Origin of the sequence: Microcoleus sp. FACHB-SPT15 (genome assembly GCF_014849525.1) — a bacterium.
Taxonomy (GTDB): Bacteria; Cyanobacteriota; Cyanobacteriia; order Cyanobacteriales; family Coleofasciculaceae; genus Symplocastrum; species Symplocastrum torsivum.
The window spans coordinates 1-18,865 of record NZ_JACJNU010000048.1; the positions used below are offsets into that span (position 1 = coordinate 1).

General features: G+C 45.7%; 20 protein-coding genes, 4 tRNA genes, 1 pseudogene and 1 riboswitch. Of the genes and pseudogenes, 15 read left to right on the forward strand and 10 right to left on the reverse strand.

From position 1 onward, the window contains the following. Positions 1 to 85: 85 nt before the first annotated feature. Entirely contained in the window at positions 86 to 229 is a 144-nt protein-coding gene (locus H6F98_RS34615; RefSeq protein WP_396812114.1) for a WD40 repeat domain-containing protein, read from the reverse strand. A gap of 52 nt (positions 230 to 281) precedes the next feature. Here H6F98_RS34615 and H6F98_RS15865 point away from each other — a divergent pair, with 52 nt between their 5' ends. The 3 genes from H6F98_RS15865 to thiC all read left to right on the forward strand — a co-directional run bounded on the left by H6F98_RS15865 (position 282) and on the right by thiC (position 2,574). Further along, positions 282 to 686: a hypothetical protein gene (locus H6F98_RS15865; protein ID WP_192219677.1), complete on the forward strand. Its 405-nt coding sequence runs from the start codon at positions 282 to 284 to the stop codon at positions 684 to 686. A gap of 165 nt (positions 687 to 851) precedes the next feature. Next, a complete protein-coding gene (locus tag H6F98_RS15870; RefSeq protein WP_192219678.1) occupies positions 852 to 1,019 on the forward strand; it encodes a hypothetical protein in 168 nt (55 codons plus the stop codon). 79 nt (positions 1,020 to 1,098) lie between these two features. Then, a riboswitch (TPP riboswitch) is annotated at positions 1,099 to 1,194 on the forward strand. Between the two features lie 6 nt (positions 1,195 to 1,200). After that, positions 1,201 to 2,574 (forward strand): phosphomethylpyrimidine synthase, encoded by a 1,374-nt coding sequence (gene thiC / locus H6F98_RS15875; protein ID WP_192219679.1) that lies wholly within the window; start codon positions 1,201 to 1,203, stop codon positions 2,572 to 2,574. A 194-nt stretch (positions 2,575 to 2,768) separates the two neighbouring features. Here thiC and pyrE read toward each other — a convergent pair whose 3' ends face one another. Further along, positions 2,769 to 3,380, reverse strand: coding sequence for an orotate phosphoribosyltransferase (gene pyrE, locus H6F98_RS15880; protein WP_192219680.1), 612 nt, complete (start codon positions 3,378 to 3,380; stop codon positions 2,769 to 2,771). Positions 3,381 to 3,489: 109 nt separating this feature from the next. Between pyrE and H6F98_RS15885 the strand changes: the two genes are divergently transcribed. Continuing rightward, positions 3,490 to 3,945 carry a hypothetical protein gene (locus tag H6F98_RS15885; RefSeq protein ID WP_192219681.1) on the forward strand — a complete coding sequence of 152 codons (456 nt, stop codon included), beginning with the start codon at positions 3,490 to 3,492 and terminating at the stop codon, positions 3,943 to 3,945. A 37-nt stretch (positions 3,946 to 3,982) separates the two neighbouring features. On the opposite strand, the gene H6F98_RS15890 is transcribed toward H6F98_RS15885, so the two are convergent. Continuing rightward, positions 3,983 to 4,055 (reverse strand) — tRNA-Ile (locus H6F98_RS15890). Between the two features lie 390 nt (positions 4,056 to 4,445). Between H6F98_RS15890 and H6F98_RS15895 the strand changes: the two genes are divergently transcribed. Further along, entirely contained in the window at positions 4,446 to 5,168 is a 723-nt protein-coding gene (locus H6F98_RS15895; protein WP_192219682.1) for a hypothetical protein, read from the forward strand. A gap of 70 nt (positions 5,169 to 5,238) precedes the next feature. Continuing rightward, complete coding sequence (locus tag H6F98_RS15900) at positions 5,239 to 6,768, forward strand: hemolysin family protein (protein ID WP_192219683.1); 1,530 nt, start codon at positions 5,239 to 5,241, stop codon at positions 6,766 to 6,768. A gap of 40 nt (positions 6,769 to 6,808) precedes the next feature. On the opposite strand, the gene H6F98_RS15905 is transcribed toward H6F98_RS15900, so the two are convergent. Beyond that, a complete protein-coding gene (locus H6F98_RS15905) occupies positions 6,809 to 7,081 on the reverse strand; it encodes a 7-cyano-7-deazaguanine synthase (RefSeq protein ID WP_396812120.1) in 273 nt (90 codons plus the stop codon). A gap of 216 nt (positions 7,082 to 7,297) precedes the next feature. Continuing rightward, a pseudogene (gene queC, locus H6F98_RS15910) lies at positions 7,298 to 7,717 on the reverse strand (7-cyano-7-deazaguanine synthase QueC); the annotation flags it as partial. A gap of 352 nt (positions 7,718 to 8,069) precedes the next feature. Here queC and H6F98_RS15915 point away from each other — a divergent pair. Further along, positions 8,070 to 9,143 (forward strand): Gfo/Idh/MocA family protein, encoded by a 1,074-nt coding sequence (locus H6F98_RS15915; RefSeq protein WP_192219706.1) that lies wholly within the window; start codon positions 8,070 to 8,072, stop codon positions 9,141 to 9,143. Positions 9,144 to 9,155: 12 nt separating this feature from the next. On the opposite strand, the gene H6F98_RS15920 is transcribed toward H6F98_RS15915, so the two are convergent. Continuing rightward, positions 9,156 to 10,172: a GDSL-type esterase/lipase family protein gene (locus H6F98_RS15920; protein ID WP_192219684.1), complete on the reverse strand. Its 1,017-nt coding sequence runs from the start codon at positions 10,170 to 10,172 to the stop codon at positions 9,156 to 9,158. A 180-nt stretch (positions 10,173 to 10,352) separates the two neighbouring features. On the opposite strand from H6F98_RS15920, the gene H6F98_RS15925 reads away from it, so the two are divergent. The 5 genes from H6F98_RS15925 (at position 10,353) to H6F98_RS15945 (ending at position 11,672) form a co-directional block, all read left to right on the forward strand. Beyond that, positions 10,353 to 10,493 (forward strand): hypothetical protein, encoded by a 141-nt coding sequence (locus tag H6F98_RS15925; RefSeq protein ID WP_192219685.1) that lies wholly within the window; start codon positions 10,353 to 10,355, stop codon positions 10,491 to 10,493. Between the two features lie 98 nt (positions 10,494 to 10,591). Further along, positions 10,592 to 10,676: transfer RNA gene (locus H6F98_RS15930), tRNA-Tyr, on the forward strand. A 72-nt stretch (positions 10,677 to 10,748) separates the two neighbouring features. Beyond that, positions 10,749 to 10,820, forward strand: a tRNA-Thr gene (locus tag H6F98_RS15935). Position 10,821: 1 nt separating this feature from the next. After that, a complete protein-coding gene (locus H6F98_RS15940; RefSeq protein WP_199348568.1) occupies positions 10,822 to 11,007 on the forward strand; it encodes a hypothetical protein in 186 nt (61 codons plus the stop codon). An 86-nt stretch (positions 11,008 to 11,093) separates the two neighbouring features. Further along, positions 11,094 to 11,672, forward strand: a complete 579-nt coding sequence (locus H6F98_RS15945) for a Uma2 family endonuclease (protein WP_192219686.1) — start codon at positions 11,094 to 11,096, stop codon at positions 11,670 to 11,672. Positions 11,673 to 11,726: 54 nt separating this feature from the next. Here the strand turns inward: H6F98_RS15945 and H6F98_RS15950 are convergent. Further along, positions 11,727 to 11,798 (reverse strand) — tRNA-Thr (locus tag H6F98_RS15950). A gap of 148 nt (positions 11,799 to 11,946) precedes the next feature. Between H6F98_RS15950 and H6F98_RS15955 the strand changes: the two genes are divergently transcribed. Then, complete coding sequence (locus H6F98_RS15955) at positions 11,947 to 12,246, forward strand: DUF3493 domain-containing protein (protein ID WP_192219687.1); 300 nt, start codon at positions 11,947 to 11,949, stop codon at positions 12,244 to 12,246. 208 nt (positions 12,247 to 12,454) lie between these two features. Next, positions 12,455 to 13,183, forward strand: coding sequence for an FHA domain-containing protein (locus H6F98_RS15960; protein WP_192219688.1), 729 nt, complete (start codon positions 12,455 to 12,457; stop codon positions 13,181 to 13,183). A gap of 55 nt (positions 13,184 to 13,238) precedes the next feature. Here the strand turns inward: H6F98_RS15960 and recA are convergent, their stop codons facing one another. Beyond that, positions 13,239 to 14,312 (reverse strand): recombinase RecA, encoded by a 1,074-nt coding sequence (gene recA, locus H6F98_RS15965; RefSeq protein ID WP_192219689.1) that lies wholly within the window; start codon positions 14,310 to 14,312, stop codon positions 13,239 to 13,241. A gap of 390 nt (positions 14,313 to 14,702) precedes the next feature. Here recA and xseA point away from each other — a divergent pair, with 390 nt between their 5' ends. Further along, positions 14,703 to 15,935 carry an exodeoxyribonuclease VII large subunit gene (xseA, locus tag H6F98_RS15970; protein WP_192219690.1) on the forward strand — a complete coding sequence of 411 codons (1,233 nt, stop codon included), beginning with the start codon at positions 14,703 to 14,705 and terminating at the stop codon, positions 15,933 to 15,935. A 69-nt stretch (positions 15,936 to 16,004) separates the two neighbouring features. Here xseA and H6F98_RS15975 read toward each other — a convergent pair whose 3' ends face one another. Together H6F98_RS15975 and H6F98_RS15980 are read right to left on the reverse strand one after the other, a co-directional pair. Beyond that, the gene (locus H6F98_RS15975; RefSeq protein ID WP_192219691.1) at positions 16,005 to 17,294 is read right to left on the reverse strand and encodes a WD40 repeat domain-containing protein; all 1,290 of its coding nucleotides are present in this window, start codon (positions 17,292 to 17,294) and stop codon (positions 16,005 to 16,007) included. Positions 17,295 to 17,410: 116 nt separating this feature from the next. Beyond that, complete coding sequence (locus H6F98_RS15980; protein ID WP_192219692.1) at positions 17,411 to 18,829, reverse strand: hypothetical protein; 1,419 nt, start codon at positions 18,827 to 18,829, stop codon at positions 17,411 to 17,413. Between the last annotated feature and the right edge of the window lie 36 nt (positions 18,830 to 18,865).

Genomic DNA, 18,865 nt, shown 5'->3' on the forward strand with positions numbered 1-18,865 from the left:
TCTTGCCAAATGTTTCAGGATTTGTAACTCTACATCCATTGCCCTACCTACAATGCACGAGGTTTACAGTATTTATTTCTTCATTCTAATTCTCGGAGAGTGACAGAAGAGGGATATCACTACTGCTACTGGCGAGAAACTGATCATCAGGGGTGAAGGCTACAGAAAAAACGTTTTCTGTATGTTGAGAGAATGTCTTGAACGGTTCCCCACTATCCAGATTCCACAATTTAACTTTCCGTTACAGTTAATGAGTTTGAAATATTCCAGGAGATATTCAAATGACTTTAGAAGAAATGAATCTGGAAGAAAATCTAGAGATGGAGCTAGAAGACAAACTTTCATGTCTTACGGCTGACCTGGTTGAATTTGAGAGTAATAGCCTGTTTCTTGAGCGCCTTTTCTCAGAAGAAGTAGGTAAATGGATAGAAATAGAATCATTGTGCAGTGGTCTTCAAGAAATTGAAAGTCAACTTGAGGAATTAAAAGAATTATTCGTAGCTTGCTGCCCCGAAGGGGCTGGAACCTTGCGAGTAACTTCGCTGGATTACCCGGACGCGGCTTGTGGAGAAGGCTTCTGTCTGATTATCTTCTTTGTAGAAGCCTTGCACTGGAGCAATCTAGCACTCTACAACAAACAGCTTTTCTTAAGGAAGTTGTCTCGGCAAACTTCGTTGTCGGCATGAGTTCTTAGCTTGGATATATCTTAGAGCGATATCACAAACCAGCAGGAAATATTTTTGTACAAGCTGAAAGAATAGTTCGACCAGCTACAGCAGATGAGATACCGTAGAGATTATGTATAGTGAACAACTATCTTTAAATACAGATCAGCTTCTCAACTTCCAGCAGTGGAAAAAATCAAACAGCAGCGATTTTTCCCTCTGGGACAAGCGTTAAAACAGATGTGGGAAAGTCGCTTGAAGTCACTTTATCCCGATCGCCGTTTTGAAGTGTGCTGTAATCGGGATGACTACACTGTTGTTGTGATGTTCTATCAGCTACGCACCAACTCCTAACAGCGTAAGAGTTCACATCTGCCTATTAAGATTTGCATACTTGCTCAAAACCCGCCTAAACCCAAGTGATACAATCCTCAACCATAGCTAGGGGTGCCTGAATAACCAGGCTGAGATAGTCCCTTAGAACCTGAGACTGGGTAATACCAGCGGAGGGAAGCTGTTTTTAGAGGAACACTATATGCGGACTGAATGGATCGCCAAGCGAAGCGGCGAGAGCAATGTGTCTCAGATGCACTATGCTCGTCAGGGTGTGATTACAGAAGAAATGCACTACGTTGCTCAGCGGGAAAACCTGCCACCTGAGCTGATTCGAGAGGAAGTGGCACGGGGACGAATGATTATCCCTGCCAATATCAATCACACGAACCTAGAACCAATGTGCATTGGTATTGCCTCAAAATGTAAGGTGAATGCCAATATCGGAGCCTCCCCCAACTCTTCCAATCTGGATGAAGAGGTCGATAAGCTGAAACTCGCGGTGAAGTACGGTGCTGATACCGTCATGGACTTGTCCACCGGCGGCGGCAACTTGGATGAGATTCGCACAGCAATCATCAATGCCTCACCTGTGCCAATTGGGACAGTGCCAGTGTACCAAGCCCTAGAAAGTGTCCACGGTACGATTGAAAAGCTCACCCCCGATGACTTTCTCCATGTAATTGAGAAACACGCCAAGCAGGGGGTAGATTATCAAACCATCCATGCGGGGATTTTGATTGAGCATTTGCCCTTGGTGAAAAACCGCCTCACGGGAATTGTCTCTCGCGGTGGCGGTATCCTAGCCCGGTGGATGCTGCATCACCACAAGCAGAACCCGCTCTACACCCACTTCCAAGACATCATCGAAATCTTCAAAAAATACGATGTCTCCTTCAGTTTGGGAGATTCACTGCGTCCTGGTTGTACCCATGATGCTTCTGATGCCGCTCAACTAGCGGAACTGAAAACTCTTGGACAATTGACTCGTCGCGCCTGGGAACATGACGTACAGGTGATGGTAGAAGGCCCAGGTCATGTGCCGATGGATCAGATTGAGTTTAATGTCAAAAAGCAGATGGAAGAGTGTTCGGAAGCACCCTTCTATGTGCTAGGGCCACTGGTAACGGATATTGCCCCTGGTTATGACCACATCACCTCTGCAATTGGTGCAGCAATGGCTGGGTGGTACGGTACGGCAATGCTCTGCTATGTGACACCGAAGGAACACTTAGGTTTACCTGATGCAGAAGACGTGCGAAATGGCTTGATTGCCTACAAAATTGCCGCTCATGCAGCAGATATTGCACGGCAGCGTCCGGGGGCACGCGATCGCGATGACGAACTCTCTCGCGCCCGCTACAATTTCGACTGGAACCGCCAGTTTGAACTCTCCCTCGACCCCGATCGCGCACGGGAATATCACGACGAAACTTTGCCAGCCGATATCTACAAAACCGCTGAATTCTGCTCAATGTGCGGTCCAAAATTCTGCCCCATGCAGACCAAAGTTGATGCCGATGCTTTGACAGAACTAGAGAAATTTCTCGCTAAAGAAGCCGTCGGTCAGAGCTAAAACTCCCTAGGACTTCTAGGCAAAAAATTCACATCATCTTGCCTAAGATTCTTTAGTGAATCACACTTGCGGCAGATGGGTGAGTTACCTAGAAGTCCTTAGAGTCGTACAATTCCCCTAAGCTTGATAGGCTAACTAGCCTTGAGACGACTCAACTTTTTCAACCTAACTTTTTTCAACCAAAAGCCGTGGCTTTAAGCTGATATCTGTCTCCAGCGCTCCTGAATGTCTGCAATCGAAAACACAGCTTGAAACTTCAAGCCTGCTGCCTGGTAAAACTCAACTCCTCCTTGCTGTCGGTCTACCAGCGCAATCACCTCCTCTACTTTATAACCAGCATTTCTAAGACGCTCTACAGCTTTCATTGCCGACTGCCCTGTGGTGACGACATCTTCCAAAACCACCACCTGCGCTCCCTCTGGTAGAGTTGGTCCTTCAATATATGCCATCGTGCCATGCCCTTTCGACTCTTTACGAACAATGAGCGCAGGGATTGGTCGGTTTTCTAATGCAGAAATAACACTAACCGCACTTACAATTGGGTCTGCTCCTAAAGTCAAGCCAGCAACCGCATTGGTATCACTCGGCAATAGGGATAAGAGCAAACGCCCAACAGCTAATGCTCCTTGAGGATGGAGTGTTACCTGCTTGCCATTAATGTAATAAGAACTGCGTTGCCCTGAAGAGAGAACAAAATCACCTTCTTTGTAAGCTAGTTCGCAAAACAAATCCAGTAATAACTGGCGCAGGGAGGTTAAATCAGTTGAGAGGTCTAGGTAGAGGATTTGGTAAATTTTGTCAATCATTAAGTTACAGCAAATAAAATTTAAGAATCAGCAAACGCCGAAAATTTAGCCAATACTATACTTAACTCAAATATCAGATAGTATTGAGAAAAAGTGTGGGTGAGTAATTATGCAAGTACCGTTGAAAAAGTTGCTCAGTGCCTTATTTGTTGCTGCTGCTTCCAGTGTATTGGCTTCTGCTGCCACAGCACAAACTAACACAGCACGATTTCAGCCGATTCGTATCGAGACAATTCCAGAGACTTTTAATCGCGCTTTTTTCAACGATTCTGGAGACTTTTACACTAACCGTTCAACCGGGCGTCAAATTGATTTCCTTATTGGTCCTGGACTACCAGGGAACGCGGCTTTTCCAGAGATTGAAATTGAGCGAGATGCCGCACTCATCAACACTATTTATACCTCTGCAATTTATCAGCAGGGTGCTACTGGTCCCGTGCTTCGTACTCCTGATCTACCGAATCCATACAATACTAGCGTTCTAGTACTGCCTATAACTCCTGGTCGTTTCGGCAGCCCGGTGGAGGGGAGTGAATTTTTCTTAGAAACACTGCCACCTCAGTAACTCGGTTGTAATGGTTATGAAAGGGGCGAGCTTCTAATCCAGGGTGCAGGAGTTGAACCTGCCTTGGGCGAATTATGAGTTCGCTGCCTCAACCGCTCGGCCAACCCTGGTTACTGTTCACTTACTATTGTAAGCTGAGTCGGGTAACAGAAAGCAGCTAATGACAATGCCTAGTTTCGGGAAAGCCTTCATCAAGTCATAAAATTAAGTAACATGCCTGTCTCTTTAAAGAGATTGAGCCTGTTAGAACACAGTGATTGACTAGCTTCCAGATGCAGCAATTTTTAAAGGTTGCCTTCTCATTCTTAAGGAAATCCAACTCAAGAGAGTTGACTTTTTTGGAATAAATGCTAGAACAGACATCTAAAGCAGCGACGGCTTGTTTGTTGCGGCATCAAGTCATGCTAACTAATGGTTCTTGTGTCAAATGGCTGTGAGCTGTAAAACAGGTATAGCCTACAGTCAAGTTGTGCGGCAAATTGAAGTAAATTAAATCACTGATGAAACTAAACTCAACTGTAGCGCTTACCTTAATTTTGCTGGCAATGATGTTAGGTGCTGGATTTGTGAGCGCCGTGTGGGGATTTACGGTTGGTCATGAAGCTCTTAAAGGCGTTACCCAGCCTGACGTTCGACCAACCAAAAAACTGGCGGACAACCAGAATGCTGCTTCTGGCAAAGAAGGGGTAGCAATTTTGCGCGAAGAGGATATCTTACTCAACGTTAAGGAGTACATCAAAAACAAGGGCGAAAGCTCTAAGCCAACCGATAAGGAGGATGAGCAAGCGAAGAACACTGAGACTAAGGAAGCTCAGGATAAGCCTTCGCCTGAATCCTTGACGACTCAGGCATCATTTACCAGTACCAATTCTGATCTAAAGTTACCGATTAAATCTCAGGATCGAGGGGTGACACTGGAGGTAAATTCTGCTACTCAGCAGGGAGGTTCTTTATTGCTGAATGTTAGCTTGAAGAATGAAGGGTCTGATGCAGTACGGTTTCTTTACAGTTTTCTGAACGTTACAGATGACCAGGGTCGTGCGCTCAGTGCGATTACAGAGGGTTTACCAGGGGAAGTACCTGCCAATGGAGAGGCATTTTCTGGCACAGTGAGTATCCCGTCAGCGTTAATTGAGGATGCCAAGAACCTTTCACTAACCCTGACAGATTACCCTGACCAAAAACTCCAGTTAAAAATGTCAGAGATTCCTGTAGCGAGGTAGACCATCAGGGGCAAGGTAAAAGTAACAAGTAACAATTGTTTTATGCCGCCTTTTAACTTTTACCTTTCTTATGGTTGCTGACCTGATGGTTTTCCTAACAGTGGGTGTTTCTGTCAACCTTACCAGTCGGGACATTCTGCTGCGATTGTTATCAGTCATACTATTGATTGCAATCAATGCTTTTTTTGTCACGGCTGAATTTTCGATGGTTTCGGTGCGGCGATCGCGTATTAGCCAGTTGGTAGATGCAGGTGATGTCCAGGCGAAAACTGTCCAAGCCCTACAACGGAACATCGACCGACTACTTTCTACGACTCAGTTAGGAATTACCCTCTCAAGTTTGGCGCTTGGTTGGATTGGTGAGAGTACGATGGCAACCCTGGTGGCGGCAGTAATTGCACAACTGCCACTACCAAGAGATGTTAAGCAGGTTATTGCCCACTCTTTGTCAATCCCGATCGCCTTTTTCCTGATTGCCTATCTACAAATTGTTTTAGGTGAACTCTGCCCTAAATCGGTTGCGCTGATTTACTCAGAACAGTTAGCGCGGTTTCTGGGTCCTTTTAGCCTTGTGATCGCACGTTTCTTCAAACCGTTTATCTGGATTCTCAACCAATCGACTCGTTGGTTACTGCGACTGGTTGGAGTTCAATACACAGGTCAAGGCTGGTATAACCAAGTAACACCAGAAGAGTTACAGCTAATCATTACCACCGAACGCGAGTCTAGTGGACTAGATGCCGAAGAACGAGAACTCCTCAATAATGTCTTCGAGTTTGGCGAGGTTTTGGCAGCAGAAGTCATGGTTCCTCGCACCAGCATTACCGCCATTCCGAGCAATGCCCCTTTCCAGACCTTATTAGAGGAAATTGCGAATACAGGTCATTCTCGCTATCCTGTCACCGGCGAATCCCTGGATGACATTCGTGGCATTATCTACTTCAAAGAACTCGCTGAACCACTATCCCAAGGGCAGCTAACACCAGAGACACCGATTGAGTCGTGGATTCGTCCGGCTCGATTTGTACCCGAAATTATGCCCCTGAGTGAACTCTTGCCACTAATGCAGCGATCGCATTTAGTAATGGTTATGGTGGTGGATGAATTCGGCGGCACAGTTGGGTTAGTCACGCTTAAGGATTTGATTGCTGAAATTATCGGCGATAACCCTGAACCAGAAAGTAAACAAGAGTCAACGGTACAAATCCTTGACCAATACACCTTCCTAGTGCAAGCCCAGATGGATTTGGAAGAAGTCAACAAACTCTTAGATTTACGCTTGCCCTTAATTGATGAATATCAAACGTTAGGCGGCTTCCTACTCTACCAATATCAGAAAATTCCCGTGCAAGGTGAAACCCTGCATTATGACAATCTTGAGCTAACGGTCGTTTCTGCTGAAGGTCCGCGCCTGCACCAAATTCGTATCCACCGCCAAGAAGTTGGTAGTCAATCGCAAAATATTTCTGTGTCTGATGTCACAGAAGTCATGACTAAGAAAGATGCTCCAATTAACGACGGGAGGAGTAATAGTAAGAACCTTTCCTCTAAAGATCAGGACTCAGACCAAGATTTTGAGGGGAATGTAGGCGATAGGTAGAGAGTCGGGAGGCGATACATTTGAGGCAACTTGAGGTTAATTACTCTCTTATTGCTTCATCCCTGAGTGCATAGGGAACTGGGTCTTTCAGTCCCGATTCAGCAAAAGCAGCAAGCCTCAACTGGCAAGAGTCACAGACACCACACGCCTCGTCGCCACCTGTATAGCAAGACCAAGTTTCTTCCCAAGGAACACCAAGTCGGTTGCCTAGCTCAATAATTGCAGTTTTCTTAAGGTTAATCAGAGGTGTGGCGATCGCAATTTCTTTTCCCTCACGTCCCTGTTTTGTTCCTAAATTAAAAACTGTCTGCATTGCCTGGATATCCCTCTTCTGTCACTCTCCGGTTTTTCCTATTATTAATATTTTCTACAAAGGAGGTGTATTAGGGAATACAGCGTTTGCCCATCTAATTTTGGCAATTTCCCTACTCGGATCAATTTCTATGAAGGAAAAAGTCTGCGATCGCCTACCATAGGTTAGTTCTAGACTTCAGCAATGGCAAAAGTTTTCGGAGAGTGACAGAAGAGGGATATAGTCAGGACGGCAATCTGGATAGCCAGAATAATCCAAAGCGTTGACTCCTACATAAACACGCTGTGCGCCTGTTGCTTCTGCATAAGACAAGCCGAAGCTCAAAAAAATTGTGTTCCGTGCTGGAACATAGGTAATTGGAATGTTTTGAGACATCTGATCGAGGGAGCGATGCTCTGGTATATCAATAGCCTCATCCGTCAGTGCCGAACCACCCCACTGCCGTAGGTCAAAGCTTACGACTTGATGTTCCTGAACACCAGCACAACGTGCGATCGCTTTTGCTGCTGCTAACTCTCGTCGGTGCCGTTGCTGATAATCGAAGGAAATAACATAACACTCATACCCTTCTGATGCAGCTTGATATAAAACGGTAGAAGAGTCCAAGCCTCCAGACAACAAAATAACTGCTTTCAAAATAAAAATTCCTCATACATAAGCGATTAACTTTACAGCCTACAACCTTCAAACTTTTGACTGTACTTAGCTCAATCGAGAACCGCTATGGTGACGAATGACTAATAATCCATAAAGTAATGGACAACCTAAAAACTGACACATTCCGCAATAATTCTAAAACTAATAAAATCACAATAAAAACAGCCTGACCGCTCTCTAGACTTCCTTAATCAAAGGGAGCTGAGCAAAACTTTGGAATTCTTCACATTTAGAGGTGCTGTGGTACTATCTGGATGGTTTAAGGCGGCGAGAGAGTAAGTAAATCGACTTAGTTCCCGTGGTGGAGGAGCAGATAAGAGTGCAAGATAGAATGTGCCAAAGACATCCAGATACCCATGTGCAGCGCAATATGCCTCAACCAATCAGAATTGGTGTGATCGGCGTTGGTAATATGGGGCAGCATCATACCCGCGTTTTGAGTCTTCTAAAAGACGTGGAATTGGTGGGTGTGGCAGATATTAATGTTGAGCGGGGTTTGGATACAGCAAGCAAGTACCGTGTTCGGTTCTTTGAAGATTATCACGACCTTTTTCCCTATGTTGATGCTGTTTGTATTGCCGTACCGACGAAACTGCATCACGCAGTCGGGATGACTTGTCTACAAGCAGGAATTCATGTCTTGATTGAAAAACCGATCGCTGCCAGTATTGCGGAGGCAGAATCGTTGGTAAATGCAGCCGCCCAATATCAATGCATTCTCCAAGTCGGTCATATCGAACGCTTTAATCCAGCTTTTCAAGAACTCAGTAAAGTTCTCAAGACAGAAGAATTGCTGGCTTTAGAAGCTCACCGCCTGAGTCCCTACTCCAACCGTGCAAATGATGTGTCCGTTGTCCTGGATTTAATGATTCATGACATTGACTTACTGTTGGAACTGGCAGCTACTCCTGTAGTTCGACTAACAGCGAGTGGTAGTCGTGCTTCTGATTCTGGGTATTTAGATTATGTGACTGCGAGTTTGGGCTTCGCCAACGGCATTGTCGCTACTCTAACAGCCAGTAAGGTGACACACCGTAAAATCCGTCGCATTGCCGCACATTGCAAGAATTCGCTAACTGAGGCAGATTTTCTCAACAACGAGATTCTGATTCATCGCCAAACGACAGCCAATTGTATGACAGATTATGGTCAGGTACTGTATCGGCAGGATGGATTAATCGAGAAGGTTCATACCAGTAATATTGAACCACTCCATGCCGAATTAGAACATTTTGTCAATTGTGTTCGAGGTGGTAATCAACCTTCTGTCGGTGGCGAACAGGCACTTAAGGCGCTACGTCTAGCTAGTTTAATTGAGCAGATGGCTCTGGATGGGCAAGTTTGGCAATCCCTAAATAGGGAATCTCGTGAGATCAATTCGACAGTTGTAACGGTTTCTATTTGAGGAGCTAAATAGTCAGTCGCTTGTCATTGTTTCAGTTGTAGGCAGTAGGGCTATTGCTTCTAGTAATGGTGAAAGCGATCGCCCTATTATTTCACTAACAACCTGATTTCCTTTGGGACTCAGGTGAATATGGTCACGGTATAACGTCTGTGGCACTTCCATGCGATTGAAAACGGGCAGAAAATCTAAATAGGTCATTTCTAGGTCTTTTATTAGCTCAGTGAGGCGTATACGCGCTTTTAGCTCATAGTCGCGTGAGCCTGGGTTGCCAATTTCCCGCAACAGTGGTGTCATTGCTAGTACCAACTCAGCACCATTGGCGTTGGTTAAGGTTTGAATTTGTCGAATCGCTTCTAAGTTGAAACTTACACGGTCACCGGGTTCTGCATTTACTGCATTCATCTCCGGTATCGAGGGAGGTTTCAACACATAGCGGTTAAACACTTCTGCTAAAGCAGTAGGAGGTTTGTGGTTTGGGTAGTTGCGATCGCGTCCTACTGGAATAGAAGTCGGTGCTGTTGCAAATAAGTCATCTGTATTAATAAGCAACACTACCACTTGAGCATTGAATATCCCAAAGCGTTGTAAATACGCTAACTCATTACGTGGTCCCCAAGAATTGGCAGAAGCATTAAGGACTTCTACCTGCTCAAACAAGCTTTTTGCCTTCGGGTTTCCGGAAGATGCGCTACAGACCAAAGTCTTGAGTTGAGTAGCAATGAGCGCTGAAATTATCTGGTTTTGGTCTGTCCACCATGCCCCATTAGCGACAGAATCTCCCAGCAGCAACACCCGCAGTGTTGAGGCGGGTCGCATCATGCTGATAGTTGCACTCCGCATCGAAAACTCATTAATTGCAATGCGATTGCCAAATCGCCGTGTGCGTTGATTCGGTGCTAGTAGGTAGCCAATTTTCTCATCAGTGATGTAAATAGGTGGATTGCCGAAGCCCAGCAGCCATCGTAAGCTGGTTTCGAGAAACAGCAACAATCCGATTATCACTGCCAAAATTAGCAGCAAGAGTTTCACCGATGCTCTCCTTAGCTAAAGGAACCCTCTTTGGATAATGCTTGCGCTTTTATCTGATACCAATTTCTCTTTGTTAAATCAACCCTTTGAATTATGGAATAGCCTTCTTTGATCGCTAACCTAGACAAGGAGATATTTGAGTAGTTGCCTCGCTTTCACTAATAGAGGAGTTAAAGCAATATGTCAGACTTAAACCGTGGAATCATGAAGTTTAAGGGAGCCGATACTCCCATTGCGATCGCTATTTCGGCAGTGCTAGTTTTGGGTAGTATTGGATTCCTTGTGTGGTGGGCACTTCAGTCCGCTTACACTGCAAGCTAACTCAATCCAGCGTTCAAAGTAGTTGGTATCAACGCTGTCAAAAAAAAATATAGAGTTTTGTGGTTAGTTGTGCTAACATTTATGTTTGTGGGACAAATGGGTCGATGCCCGAGTGGTTAATGGGGGCGGACTGTAAATCCGCTGGCTACGCCTACGCTGGTTCAAATCCAGCTCGGCCCACCACAAATACTTCTTTGCTTTGAGTGATGAACTGATTCTTCTTTGAGCTTAGTTCTGTATTCAAACACTCTAATCGCCCGTGTAGCTCAGTGGTAGAGCACACCCTTGGTAAGGGTGAGGTCGTGAGTTCAATCCTCATCACGGGCTTTTGAAAAATTTAGATGCAGTTGTACAGTTATCCTACATTGTTGAATTATTTGGCAATTGGGTTAAGTACGATGAGCAGGAAGATTTTGTGCCAGCTACTCAAGATGAACCTGGGTTGTTTATAGAGACAATTGGGGTAGAAACCGTTTATCCTCATCAATTAGTTTTAACTATTTTTGAGGAGTGAAACCTTGGGAGTGTGGGAACAGTTGACATCCTCCTTGCATGAGAACGGTACGAAATCTAGCGTTCAACTATGTCCATCCAATTAATATGAGTGCCTTAACCCTACAATTACCCCCAGTCCTCAAACTGACTGACGAGCAGTTTGAACAATTGGCGGCGGCGAATCGCGAACTGCGCTTGGAATTGACCGCTAAAGGGGAATTAATCATTATGCCGCCTACAGGTGGAGAAACAGGCGAGCGCAATTTTGAGTTAGACGGTCAGCTTTGGTATTGGAACCGCCAAACTCGTCTTGGTAAAGCGTTTGATTCTTCTACAGGTTTTCGATTACCTCAGGGGGCGACTCGTTCTCCAGATGTAGCATGGATCAGAATGGAGCGATGGGATGCGTTAACGGCTGCCCAACGGAAGAAATTTTTGCCTTTATGTCCTGATTTTGCTGTAGAACTGGTTTCGGAAACGGATGATGTGGAAGAAACCCGGACAAAAATGCAGGAGTACGTTGATAATGGGCTACGTTTAGGGTGGTTGATTAATCCTAGAACTCGGCAAGTAGAAATTTATCGACCTAACCAAGCGGTTGAAGTGTTACAGTCTCCTGCGACGTTATCGGGTGAAGAGGTTTTACCTGGATTTGTATTAGATTTGCAACCTATTTTTGAATAGAGAGAATTGAGCGCTTAAGGCAGTGACAGCAATTAGTCACCATACGATAGCTAAAGCCGATGGGCGGATTTGAACCGCCGACCGTTCGATTACGAATCGAATGCTCTACCACTGAGCTACACCGGCACCAGTAGACTAATATAGCAAGCTTTATGGAGTATATTCAAATCTACATCCACTTACTGTGAGACTTTTTAACTCAAGAACGACTTGAGCCACGGTCAGATTTTCGTCGTCATGTCAAGATTGAGGCACATACGCACAACCCAACCAAATGGCAAACTCGATTTCAAAAAAGCGTAAGGCTAATTCCAAAGTTAACCCAGGACAGCTTAACCCAGAACAGTTTGCAAGATTGAAAGCTGAAACAAAAGCTCCCTACCGGGGTTTAAGGAAATTCATCTATTTTACTTTCGCAAGCTCTGGCTTTATTGGTGCTGTCGTCTTCCTCGCTCAGTTAGCGGCTGGTCACGAAGTTGCTACAGCCCTTCCTAACTTAGCTCTGCAAGTTGGTGTAGTCGCCTTGATGGTTTGGCTATTTCGCCTGGAAAAACGAGCGGAACGTAAACCTTAGGGGGGAGTAGTTCCAGTAAAGATGCGGGTAAATTTATGAAAGAAGTTTTTAGTATTTTGGTCTCTGGTCACTGGGTGTAAGAGTCAGTCATATTACTTAACTTACTGATAGTACTCCCTGTCTCCTTGGCAAGCGACTAATTAACCTTTTCATTCTTGCCAATTTATTGCTCTACAGATACTTACCTCTGTCGAGTTCATCCGAAGCTATGGAAATCGAACAGCGACTAGGTCTATACCAGGTCTTTCTCAAGCTCTATGAGCATCATCGGGGCTTACTAGATGAGATTCTCCAGCTAGAAAAAACCAACTACAAAACCTTCGCTAGTATTGCTACTCGCTGTGTGACTGGCGTTATTCAAGGTCAAAGCGCCTATATTGTCAGCAACCTAGCCAATGGGAGAACCCAAACTTTACTTCAATCGCAAGGAATATGGACAATTGGTCGTGATCGCCAACTGTCCATCCCTATTCCCGATCGCCGTCTGTCTCGGCATCATGCAGCGATTCAGTACATTCAAAACCAGGGTTTTTACCTTGTTGATCTCGGTAGTATGAATGGCTCTTTTGTAAATGGGGAACCTTTGCAGGGTCGTCGTTTGCTCAGAGATGGCGATCGCATTCGGCTCAGTAACCTCACCTTTTCCTTTTTCCTGTGCAACGACACTCAAAGGTTAGACGAAACTCCGCCTGATATCTTGGCGAAACTCGCAACCCTTACGGAAGAAGTACCAGCTTTGCTATCTGAAGTCCGGAAATCACCAATGAATGAACAGATAGAACGTAAAGAGGAGACATCACACTTTTTACAAGAGGAATCTAACCTCATAGGCTCAGTGCTGGAGGTTTCAATTCCTCAGTTAAGCCCTGCTCAGCAGTCAGATATTTTAGACCGCTTTTATAGCCGCCACATTCAAAGGGTAATTGAGCATAACTAGGGAAGATGAAAGGGAAAAGGGGATTGCCTTCTCCCTAACTTCTCACCTACCACAATTAGATTTCCTCGTACAGTTCTTCCTCTTCAATTTCCACAGGCGTGACGGAGTTAGCTTGAACGACAGCGCCCATATCTAATTGCTCACGCACCTGGCGATCAACATTCTCAGCAAATTCAGGACGCTCTTCCATGTACTTAATGGTATTGTCACGACCTTGACCAATATTGTCGCCGTTGTAGCTGTACCACGCTCCCTTGCGGTTGATTACACCTGTTTGTTCTGCCAAGTCAACTAAGCATCCCAAGCGAGAAATGCCGCTACCAAAGATAATGTCAAACTCAGCAATTCGGAAAGGAGGCGCGACTTTATTCTTTGCCACCTTGACTTTGGCACGGATGCCGTACTCGCCTTCGCTCCCCTTCTTCAGGGTTTGAATCCGACGAATATCCAGACGAACCGAAGCATAGAACTTAAGGGCATTACCGCCAGTTGTGACTTCTGGACTGCCGTAGGTGACACCAATTTTTTGGCGTAGTTGGTTGAGGAAAATGACCGTGCAGCCAGATTTTCCAATGTTTCCAGCGACTTTACGCAGCGCTTTACTCATCAAACGCGCCTGTAAGCCTACTTGGTTGTCGCCCATTTCGCCTTCAATTTCTGCACGAGGCACCAAGGCAGCTACCGAGTCAATAACAACAATATCAACAGCGGAAGAGCGTACCAACTGATCGACAATTTCCAGCGCTGCCTCACCATTATCCGGCTGGGAAACTAACAGGTTTTCAATATCAACCCCCAAAGCGGCTGAATAGGTAGGGTCAAGGGCGTGTTCCGCGTCAACGAAAGCCGCAACACCTCCGGATTTTTGCACTTCTGCCACCGCGTGCAAGGCAAGCGTTGTTTTACCAGAACTTTCTGGACCATAAATCTCAATGACTCGCCCTTTTGGCAAGCCACCACCCAAGGCTAAATCCAATGTAATTGCCCCACTGGAGATGGTTTCCACCTTCATCCGGGTGGCATCTCCCAAGCGCATGATCGAGCCTTTACCGAAGCTGCGCTCAATCTGGTTCAGCACCAGGTTTAGAGCTTTTTCCTTATCGGGACTATTTGTGATTTGGGTAGCCATTAATGCCTCAAGAAGTGGGGATAGGATGTGTTGGGAATTACCAGGTCAATTTTTTCTATTTTAACGCTCAGCCCAGGATTATTGAAGGCAACGCCATCCTGAAGTAAAATGCTGAAATTCTTTTGAACAAAGGCATACAGCCAGAGAAATGTTGCCAAAGTCAGGGCTTTGGTAACTGTGTAGATATATTATTTTTTTGTGATTCTACCCAGCCGTACTCATAGCTGAACAAGCGCAGCGAAAGCTTGTGCCTTCTGCACTTTCGACGATGTAATTCTAAGAATTGCTAATGATAGCAGACACTTTATTCAGGTGACATCGAGATGATGGCTTAGGGTGAGTGTTTAATCTGTTAATTGCGTATTTTCACTAGGTTGGCTTGTAAAAAAAATGACATTCTCTTTTTCCAATTCACTGGTTCCTGAGGTCACTCTGTCTGTCGCGGGGTTAACAGACTATATTCAGGAGTTGTTAGAGCAGGATGAGCAACTCCGACAGGTTTGGGTAACTGGTGAAGTTTCTAGTGCGAATCGGCACCGAAGCGGACTGTTTTTCACACTCCAAGACCCAGACTCAAAAGCTTCTATTCAGTGCGTGGTATGGACTTCTCAGCTAAGCAAATTAGTGCAGTTGCCAGTCTCAGGAGAGCAAGTGATTGTTTTGGGTAGTCTTCGGGTTTATCCGCAACGGGGACAATATCAACTTAGTGTTTGGCAAGCGTTGCCTGCGGGTGAAGGGTTGCAAGCGTTGCGATATCGGCAGCTACGGAATCGGTTGGAGGCAGAAGGGCTATTTGATGAAGAACGAAAGCGATCGCTTCCAACTCATCCTCAGATTATTGGTGTTGTCACGTCACCTCAAGCAGCGGCTTGGGGAGATATTCAACGCACTCTTAAGCGTCGCTATCCTGGTTTGCAAGTCTTGTTATCACCCGCTCAGGTACAGGGTGAACTAGCACCTGCCTCTATCATTGCCGCGATTGAGCGGGTTGAGCGAGATGGGAGAGCGCAATTACTGATTTTGTCACGCGGAGGAGGAGCTTCTGAGGATTTGGCTTGCTTTAATGATGAGCGAGTGGTAAGAGCGATCGCAGAATGTTCAATTCCTGTACTGACAGGGATTGGTCATCAACGTGATGAATCTTTGGCTGACTTAGTGGCTGATGCTTATGCTCATACTCCTACTGCTGCGGCAGAACTGGCAGTTCCAGAACTGGCGACGCTCTCTGCTGAACACCAACAACGACAACGTGCTCTTGAGAACGCTGTGACTCAAGTTTTAAATACATCGAATCATCACCTGCAACGTCTACAAGAGCGGTTAGAACGTTTACCTCTTGAACGACAACTGCGGGATGAACAAAAAGCGATCGCTAAGCAACGTCAGCAATTGATGCAGGCAACATCACGCCGTCTACGTCAAGCTAGCCAACATTGCGAATTTCTACGGCAGAAACTAGCAACGCTTGACCCTGAGAATGTTCTGAAACGAGGCTATGCGGTGGTACGCAGGGAAAACGGAACTATCGCTCGTTTAGCCACTAATCTAGTTCCTGGACAAGAAATACAAATACAGCTTGGTGAGGGTCAAGTTAAAGCCAAAATCACAGAGATTCTGGATTGAAGCACCGTACAAACTTTCTTCCCTTCTGCCATCTGCCTCCTGACTTCTGCCTTCTTGCACTAGATATTGCTAGCGCCAAACCTCGATGGCGTAGTTATGTCCCGCAATCAAGCTCTGTCCATCTGGAGTAAAGGAGAAATTAGAATTAACCTCAATTGTGCGGATTTTTTGTGGCAATCGCCAATTCCATACCTGAAGTCCCCTACTGCCATCATGCATAGCTAGCGTCCGTCCATCTGAACTGAAAGCAAGGCTATTAATGAATTTAAGGTCGGGGATAGTGCGGATGATTTGACCCGTTTTGAAGTTCCAAAGTTTGACGGTGCCGTCATTACTACTGCTACTCGCTAGGAACTGACCATCTGGAGTAATGGCAAGGCGGGTAACTGTAGCGGAATGGCTCATCAAGGAACGTATCCGTACCCCTGTACGTGTATTCCACAACTTAATGCTGTTGTCATTGCTGCCAGTAACGAGAATCTGTCCATCTGGACTCAGCACAGGTGATGCAGAGGCATCTGCGAAATCTGAAAGGCTGCGGACAACTTTCCCCGTTTTTAGGTTCCAGAGGGTAACGGTTGTGTCGCCCAAGCCATACGAGAGACTATTTGGTGAGGTGACACTCACAAGGCTTTCGCCATCAGAACTGAGGAGCAACCGATAAACTGGCTGGGAGTCTCTGAGGGTGCGGATGAGTTGTCCGGTTTTCAGGTTCCACAGTTTAATTGTTTTGTCAGAACTACCACTGATTAAGGTCTGACCATCTGAGCTAATTGCGATCGCATGAACGGCATAATTATGTCCTGTGAGTGTGCGAAGTAGTTCACCCGTTTTCCCGTTCCAGAGCTTGATGGTTTTATCGGACATCGCTGCTGCTAAAATCTTCCCATCGGGAGTAAAGGCAACCTGATGAGCAATGTCACCCACTAGAGCATTCGGATCGTCGGGTTCTTGATTGCGATGCTCCTCAATCGCCAGCAATGCCTCGCCTGCACCCCCTTGAACAAGGGTCTTGATTTGTTTTCCTGTTTGCAGGTTCCATAAGCTCAGATTGCTACTACCGCCACCACACACACTCTGGACATAGCTGTGAACCCCAACGGCAAGCATTTGGCTATCGGGACTAAATGCCTCAGATGTAATTGAAAAACCAGTGCAGGGTTCTGGTGTTGGTGCGCCAAGGGGTCTTAAAGTCTGCACCAATTGAGCATTTTCCCAAGACTTTGCTGTTGAGGTTGGCTGCGGTGTGGTGGCTAAGGCAGCAAAATCAGGATGATGCAGTGAATGTAAGGTGGTTGCTGTCAGAAAACTGAGTAGGAGGAGGGCAAAGGGGATGAGCTTCGCTACTGTACGTTGCATTCTGGTGTGGAGTCAGTATCGTTTCAGTATTCTAGAAGGATTTTCCTACTACTGATGTTCCCGGAAGGTACGGTAGCTACTTGTTAAGGGGTGAGCGAGTACTCTTTCCCTGTTGTTTACGCAACTTCTACTTCTGATTCATCTCTAACTTTGAAATACCAGTAGAGATTAGCAACAGCTAAGTCGGAGGCTTTTTGTAAGTTTGCTGGAACTAATGTTTTATAACCTGCGATCGCAGCTTGCTGAGTAATATAAGATTCAGACTCTCGGCGTAGTTCAGGCTTCATCATAAATTGCAACTGATCGAGCAGTGATGAAGGATGAGATTTTTGCTTTAAATTCTCGTAGAGTAACTGTTCTGGTGGTGCTGAATCAGCTATTGTATCGGTGTTGATGTCTGAATTAACTGGGATTTCTGAGTTACTGAAGTCGGCACTTTGGAGCAGTTTTAGTTCGGATGCAGGAAGCGATCGCATCCAATCTACATGATTTTGCCAAGACTCTAGTACAGCTAAATCGTGGTCGTGAATTCGGGTGAGTTCGGGGAAGAGGAAATCAAGCTCATCTTCGGTTTCACAGCGCTCAATTACATTAAGGGAATCTTGACGGATTTTGTCTTGGAGATGGGAAAGGCGATCGCTTACTGCCGCTGACTCATTTTGCAATTGATAAGATAGGGCGATCGTCTGGTCAATTGCCCAGCCACATTCGATCCTGCGGAGTTGTCCAGCCGCAGAAGTTTCTGATAGTAGGCGAGGGTTGTTATAGTCAGCTAATGCTTCTGCTAACATCTGCCTTGCATTAGCTAAGTCAGCATTCCTAATACTCACGTCTTCGCATGACATAGCGATTTTCATCAGCTTAGTCGCTTCTAAGAATTTCCCGTAAGACTGAATTAAGACTAAACGATGCTGCTCAAATTTCACGTCTTGGGCAACTTGGTCAATCCGTAGGATAATTTCGCTTCCTTGGTCTTTCAATACTTTTTTCAGGTCAATAAAGCCGTTTTTAACTTCAAGCTTCAGTTGCTTTACATCTTCCCTCAGCTTCATAGTTTGACGGAGGTTTACCGCTGACAGTGCCACACCCGCTACAACACCAACACCAATCACTGCTGTGGTTGCTTGCAGGATTCCTACACTTGCTTGGAGCGATTGTAAGCCAGCATTGATACCTGCAACTTGTTGACTAACCCCTGCAACTTGTTGACTAACCCCTGCAACTTGTTGACTAACCCCTGCAACTTGCTGGCTAACTCCCTCAACTTGTTGACTAACGCCTTCAACTCTTCTGTTAACTCCTTGAAACCCCATATGAGTTTGAACCATCTGTGTCCCACCAAGGATGAGTTGGGAAGCTGCGACTAGCGGGGATAAAGGGCTATTGTGAACGACAACACCAACGGCGTGAGCAGCGAACTGTCCGGTAACGGCGTCTCTAACCATGCCTATCGGCACTCCTGCTGATGTAAAGACTTGCACGTACTTGCCAGCAGCCATCGCAGCTTGAACAGCAGGGGGAAATTGAAACAGCATATTTCTGCTTAGTTGGAAGTTAATTTCTTAGAGGCT